General features: G+C 57.0%; 5 protein-coding genes. All 5 read left to right on the top strand.

Annotated elements, in window-relative coordinates; all coding sequences use genetic code 11:
• The first annotated feature begins 156 nt into the window (after positions 1–156).
• The 5 genes from HMPREF2890_RS01205 to HMPREF2890_RS01185 all read left to right on the top strand — a co-directional run bounded on the left by HMPREF2890_RS01205 (position 157) and on the right by HMPREF2890_RS01185 (position 6634).
• The gene (locus HMPREF2890_RS01205; protein ID WP_070464208.1) at positions 157–1449 is read left to right on the top strand and encodes an ATP-binding protein; all 1293 of its coding nucleotides are present in this window, start codon (positions 157–159) and stop codon (positions 1447–1449) included.
• Positions 1450–2122: 673 nt separating this feature from the next.
• Positions 2123–3709, top strand: coding sequence for a DUF4301 family protein (locus tag HMPREF2890_RS01200; protein ID WP_070464206.1), 1587 nt, complete (start codon positions 2123–2125; stop codon positions 3707–3709).
• A gap of 30 nt (positions 3710–3739) precedes the next feature.
• Complete coding sequence (locus HMPREF2890_RS01195) at positions 3740–5536, top strand: aminopeptidase P family N-terminal domain-containing protein (RefSeq protein ID WP_070464204.1); 1797 nt, start codon at positions 3740–3742, stop codon at positions 5534–5536.
• A 301-nt stretch (positions 5537–5837) separates the two neighbouring features.
• Positions 5838–6119 (top strand): hypothetical protein, encoded by a 282-nt coding sequence (locus HMPREF2890_RS01190; RefSeq protein ID WP_070464202.1) that lies wholly within the window; start codon positions 5838–5840, stop codon positions 6117–6119.
• A gap of 164 nt (positions 6120–6283) precedes the next feature.
• The gene (locus HMPREF2890_RS01185; RefSeq protein ID WP_070464295.1) at positions 6284–6634 is read left to right on the top strand and encodes a hypothetical protein; all 351 of its coding nucleotides are present in this window, start codon (positions 6284–6286) and stop codon (positions 6632–6634) included.
• Positions 6635–6677: the final 43 nt, after the last annotated feature.

Genomic DNA, 6677 nt, shown 5'->3' with positions numbered 1-6677 from the left:
ACAAAAGTATCGAGTGGATTGCCACAAAAGTAACGACCGGATCACCACAAAAGTATCGAGCGGATCACCACAAAAGTAACGACCAGATTGCCGAAATAGTCCTTTTGTGATCCTTAATTAGTACCTTTGTGACAGGAGTATAGAGGTATTTATGCTATGGAGTATTATCATCGAGCAGCAGACGACTTGCTAAGTGACCTATTGCAGGCATTTGGGGCTGTCCTCATAGAGGGTCCCAAATGGTGTGGTAAGACTACTACTGCAATGCAGCATGCGAGGAGTGTCGTCCGTCTCCAAGACCCTGATATGCGATCAGAGTACCTTGCGACCTTAGATGTAAAGCCATCCTTGCTACTCGCAGGGGACACCCCCAGGCTGTTAGACGAGTGGCAGGATGCACCTGTCCTGTGGGACGCAGTGAGGGTCGCCGTTGATCAAAGAGGTCAAGTGGGGCAGTTTATACTGACAGGCTCCAATACCATCGATAGATCTCAAATACAGCACTCTGGCACAGGACGAGTCGCACGTATGACTATGTTGCCGATGAGCCTTTGGGAGATGGGCTTGTCCTCGGGAGAGATTTCGGTGATGAAGCTTTTTGATGATCCACAGTACGACATTGATGGCATAAAGTCCCCCATGTCCGTCTCCGATCTGATATTTGCTGCTTGCCACGGAGGCTGGCCTTCAGTCCTGAATATTTCGTCCGATCGTGCGAAGCTACTTGTAGCGAAGAACTATGTCAACACGATCTGCTCTGATGACATATCAAGAATAGATGGAAAGAATAGGGACCCTAAGGTGGCTCAGCTGATCCTGCGCTCTTATGCCCGGAATATCTCTACCCTTGCGCGGAAGAATACGCTTCTTGCTGACATCACAGCCTCTGGAGATCAGGGGATCACTCAAGACACCTTTAATGACTATGAGAGGGCTCTTGAGAGGCTCTTCGTGATCCAAAATATCGAGGCGTGGTGTCCGGCGATCCGAAGCAAGTCTGCCATTAGGAGTTCGGTCAAGAGAGGTTTTGCTGATCCCTCTATCGCCGTGGCGATCTTAGGGCTATCTCCCGAGGCGTTATCCTCCCAGTTAAAAACTTTTGGTTTCCTGTTTGAGCAGATGTGTATACGGGATCTCAGAGCATACACTAATGATCTGAGTGGTCACGTATCCTACTATAGAGATAGGTATGGCCTCGAGGCAGACGTCGTCTTGCACCTCGAGGATGGGAGGTATGCCCTCATTGAGTGCAAGCTGGGAAGCAGTGAGATCGAGAGGGGCGCTGAGCACTTGCTTGAGCTGAAGCATCTCATCAGCTCTGCCAATAAGAGAGAGACTCAGGTACCTATCCGTGAGCCGGATCTCCTTATCCTCCTCACCGGCGGTGAGATGGCCTATACCAGACCGGATGGAGTCCGGGTGATTCCTCTCGGCTGCTTAGGGCGATAAGCGGGGGAGACGCACCCACCGGTTAGGCGACTAGTGCGACACCCTGGCGGGGTCGGGATTGTATGCGATGCTCGATCCACGGGTCTTCGGGGCTACGCCCCTCGACCACGTGGATAGGAAGCGGGCACCCGCAGGGGGTGCTTCACTCCATAGGATTCTGATGCCGGCTGGTCTATGGCTGGCAATATTTGTCCGACTCGTCCGACAAGATCGCACGCCTCGGCTCTGAACGCATACTAAGGGAGGGCAACGGGTCTCACGATCCATTGCCCTCCACTCTATTCTTACTCCCTCATCTGTAAGTGAAGATCAGTGCCTATCGACCTTCTACAGCTTAGCTTTTTTCCCCCCTTATAGGAGAGGACCTATGGGTCTTCGCTTGGGAGCCCAAAGAAACTTCACGACAGTTTTATATGCTTATTCAATGATCCAAAGGTAAGCCCTCTTTACCACTTTAGGAAGCTTTTTTACGAAATATACCCTCTTCTAAGTACCATTTAATCCACTTATACTCAGATCAGGGTAGGTCTCCGGCTTGCTTTATGGAGGACTTGCCTCTCCTCCCTATGGTCCGGCATACGGTGGGTGGAAAAAAATAAGTAGGTTTGTGTGGATGCGGTAGGATAGCCGCTGAGAGAGACTGGTAACCCCTGAGTATAAGAGAGAGAAGACTATGCAAGAGACCCAATGGACGGAGGAGGATCTCCGTCAGATCAGTGATCACGGGATCACGCGAGCGGAGGTGGAGCGTCAGCTGGAGCTCTTTGAGGAGGGCTTCCCCTTCCCCTCCATCGTGCAGGCAGCTGATGAGGAGCATGGCATCCGTGTGCTGACGGAGGAGGAGCAGCGCGAGGCGCTGGAGACCTGGTCCACAGCCCTGAAGGATCCATCGGTGAGGGTCCTCAAGTTTGTCCCCGCCAGTGGCGCTGCCTCGCGGATGTTTCGCGATCTCTTTGCCTATATGGAGGGCGGTGAGCCGACCGAGTCGGTACTGCAGGTGCTGAACCGGATGGAGGACTTTGCCTTCTACGACGACCTCAATAAGGCCTGTATGCTGGGTGAGCGAGGCAAGGGGGCGCGCCGCCTCATCGATGCCGGTGAGGGTCGCACGGTGGTCCGCTATCTGCTGACGGAGGAGGGGCTGCACTATGGCAGTCTGCCCAAGGCGCTGATCCTCTTCCATAAGTACCGTGACCGTCCCCGCACGGCCGTCGAGGAGCATCTCGCCGAGGGGGCTAAGTATGCCCGCCCGGTCAGTGGCATGGTCCACCTCCACTTCACCCTCTCACCGGAGCATATCCACCCCTTCAAGACCCTTCTCTCGCGCCGCCAGTCAGACTTAGAGGACGCCTTCTCCGCCGCCTACGACATCACGACGAGCACCCAGAAGCCCTCGACCGACACGATTGCCGTGGGTCCGGACAATAAGCCGATCCGCGATGATGAGGGACGGCTGATCTTCCGCCCCGGTGGGCACGGCTCGCTGATCGAGAACCTCTCGGAGGTGGATGCGGACATCATCTTTATCAAGAATATCGACAACGTCGTCCCCGACAGCGAGAAGAGCAGCACCATCATCTACAAGCAGATCCTCGGCGGCGTGCTGGTACAGCTGCGAGACAGGGTGTACCACTTTATGGAGGAGCTGCGGGACGAGACGCACGTGAGCAGTGCGACGATACGCGAGGCGGAGGACTTCCTGAGGTCGGCCTTTTGCGTAGAGATATCCACCCACAGCGACTCCACCGCGGAGAGCGATGTGGTGGCGGAGCTGGAGCGTAATCAGGAGAAGGAGTCCACCATCCTGACCCTCCGCTCCCTGCTCAATCGCCCGATCCGCGTCTGCGGCATGGTGCGCAATGAGGGCGAGCCGGGTGGCGGACCCTATATCATCCGGCGTGAGGATGGCACGACATCGCTGCAGATCCTGGAGAGCACGCAGATCGATCATGACGACCCGGAGGCGGAGCGGCAGTTTAGGGAGAGCCGCTTCTTCAATCCCGTAGACCTCGTCTGCTGCACGCGAGACTTCCGGGGCAACTCTTTTGACCTCACCCGATTTGTCGACAAGAGTACCGGCTTCATCTCCCACAAGAGCCGCAATGGTCAGCCCCTCAAGGCACTCGAGCGTCCCGGGCTCTGGAATGGCGCCATGGCCTACTGGAATACCTGCTTCGTCGAGGTGCCGGCCGATACATTTAACCCCGTGAAGACTGTCAATGACCTCCTTCGCCCGATCCATCAGGCGGTGGAGGAGTAATACCCGAATCACTTTACACTACACTTATATATGAAAGAAGAGATCATCAAGAGACTGGAGTCGATGCGCCGCGCCATCAAGGAGGCCGGCATCGATGCGGTCATCGTGCCGAGCTTTGACCGGCACCTCAATGAGTATACCCCCATCTGCTGGCAGGCCCGGCAGTACATCAGCGGTTTCCTCGGCTCTGCCGGCACCGCTGTCGTGACCGCCGAGCACGCTGCCCTCTGGACCGACTCGCGCTACTTCCTCGAGGCGACGGAGGTGCTCCGGGGGACCACCTACGAGCTGATGAAGGAGGGGATGCCCGGCACCCCGACGATCGCCGCCTGGCTTCGCAGCCTCCCGGAGGTGAAGCGCGTGGCGCTCAATGGCGAGTGCATGAGCGTCGCCGATGCGGCACAGCTGCAGAAGGAGCTGCGCCTCGGACGGATCGAGCTCGACCTCTCGCACGACTTCATCAAGCAGATCCGCGGGGAGGAGATGCCCGACATCCCGCTCAACGACTTCTTCGTACAGCCGGATGAGGATGCCGGCAGGACTCCCCGCGAGAAGGTGGAGGAGGTACGCCGGATGATGAGGGAGGAGAATGCCGACACCCTCATCGTCACGATGATGGACGAGGTGTGCTGGCTCTACAACGTCCGCTCCTCCGATGTGGAGTACAATCCTACCGGCGTCGCCTATGCGATGGTGACGGCGGAGGGCGCTTTCTTCTACGTCGATGACCGCAAGATGACCGACGAGGTGCGCCGTCACTTGGAGAAGAATGGGGTGGAGGTCCGCCCCTACGACCGGATCTATGACGATGTCTCTGCTCTCCCCGAGACGGCGATCGTATGGGTCGACCCGATCCGGACCAATGCCGAGCTGGGGCGCCGTGTGCCAAGCGGCTGCATCGTCGTCGACAAGATGAGCCCGATCACGATCCTCAAGTCGATCAAGACCGAGGCGGAGTACCAGGGCTGCCGCCGGGCGATGCTGCGGGATGGCGTGGCGCTGACAAAGTTTTGGAAGCACCTCTACGAGATGCTCGACCGCGGTGAGACGCCCACGGAGTATGAGATCGATGCGATCCTTGCCGGCTTCCGTGCCGAGAGTGACCGCTACCTCTACGATAGCTTCACCACCATCACCGGATATAATGCCAATGGCGCCATCGTCCACTACCACCCGATGCCCGACACCAGTGCCAAGATCAAGCCACAGGGGTCCCTCCTCCTTGACTCCGGCGCTCAGTACTACGACGGCACCACCGACATTACCCGCACCGTCTCCCTCGACGGCAAGCCGTCCGAGAAACTGCGCCACGACTACACGCTGGTGCTGAAGGGACACATCGACCTACAGATGGCGGTCTTCCCCAAGGGGACCCGCGGTAATCAGCTCGACGTGCTGGCGCACCGCTACCTCTGGCAGGAGCATAAGAACTATGGCCACGGCACCGGCCACGGTGTGGGTCACTTCCTCTGCTGCCACGAGGGCCCGCAGAACATCCGCACCGACAACAATCCCTCGCCCATCCGGCTCCACAGCGTCACCTCGGACGAGCCGGGCTACTACCCCGAGGGCGAGTACGGCATCCGCATCGAGAACCTCATCCGCTGCATCAAGGTCGGCGAAGGGGGCGGAGAGGAGTTTTACGGCTTCGAGTGCCTGACCCTCTGCTGGCTCGATAATCGGATGGTCGACCCCTCTATGCTCGACGATGCACAACTCCGGTGGTACAACGACTACCAGGAGCGTGTCTATCGCGAGATCAGCCCCGAGCTGGACGAGGAGACCGCCAAGTGGCTCCGCGACCACACGCTCCCCTTAGAGCGCTGATCCCTCCTTCCTTAATGGCTCAGGAACCCCGGACGATGTACAGCCCTCGCCTGGGGTTCCTCTTTTTCCTCCCACCTCGGCCAAAAGCGGAAATGAAAACCGGCCAAAAGTGGAAATGAAAACCGGCCAAAAGTGGAAACGAAGAAAATTAACTTTCTCTTTTTTCTTAGTTTTTAGGTAATTAGAGCAAATAGTCACGTGCTGAGCTCCTCCCCGTAGATTAGACCATAATCTGCGATTAGCGTCACTTACTGTTTGTTGCTGAGCAAAGCAGACTTTTATCAAAGTAACAATACCCTATATGTCAAGACGTAAAGCCATAAGACTGTCGTCCCACCCGACGCCCTTTGTCATCATACTCACCTCGACGGTGCTGCTGATGCTGGCGAACCGCTACCTGATGGATCAGAGTGCCATTGTGGACCTGATCGCCACCATTCTGCCCATCGTGATCATCGGTCCGGTCTACTTTTTCTTAGGTAAAAAGCAGGGCTGGGCGCTCTCCCTTGGATCTGTTCTCCTCGCCGTCTTGCTGATGGCTGCGCTCGTGGGCATAGCCTCGTACGTTATCACCGTCCGGTAGACCTCTCCTGCGATAGGAGGTGTCACGTCGACCTGGGGCTTATTGCTGAGGACTTTGGCTATATTTGTGTGGGGGTAAAACCACTTGAGCAACCAACCACTATGCGTCAGACTTTCATCAGAGGGCTCTTGGCTTCCCTCTTTTTACTCACATCACTCACCGCCATGTCACAAGTCCACATCTACCAGGGCGCTTACACCTACAGCAATGAGATCCTCTACACCTGGGACGGGAAGCACCTCTACCGGGGCGCTTATGCCTACAGCACCGAGATCCTCTGCACCTGGGACGGGAAGCACCTCTACCGAGGTGCGTACCCCTATAGTACGGATATCCTCTATACCTGGGACGGCAAGCACCTCTACCGGGGCGCATATGCCTACAGCACGGAGATCCTCTACACCTGGGATGGGGAGCACCTCTATCGGGGCGCCTACGCCTATAGTACGGAGATCCTCTACACGCTGGACGGAGCGGTGCCGGTCCCTGTCTTGGTCGTCGGGCTGCAGCTTTAGGCTCTTGATCGAATTGAGACTGTTGCACGAAGGCGATCTGCTG

Origin of the sequence: Porphyromonas sp. HMSC065F10, assembly GCF_001808555.1 — a bacterium.
GTDB lineage: Bacteria > Bacteroidota > Bacteroidia > Bacteroidales > Porphyromonadaceae > Porphyromonas_A.
Note: the sequence above shows the minus strand (reverse complement) of the source record. Positions and strands in the feature narration are given on the sequence as shown.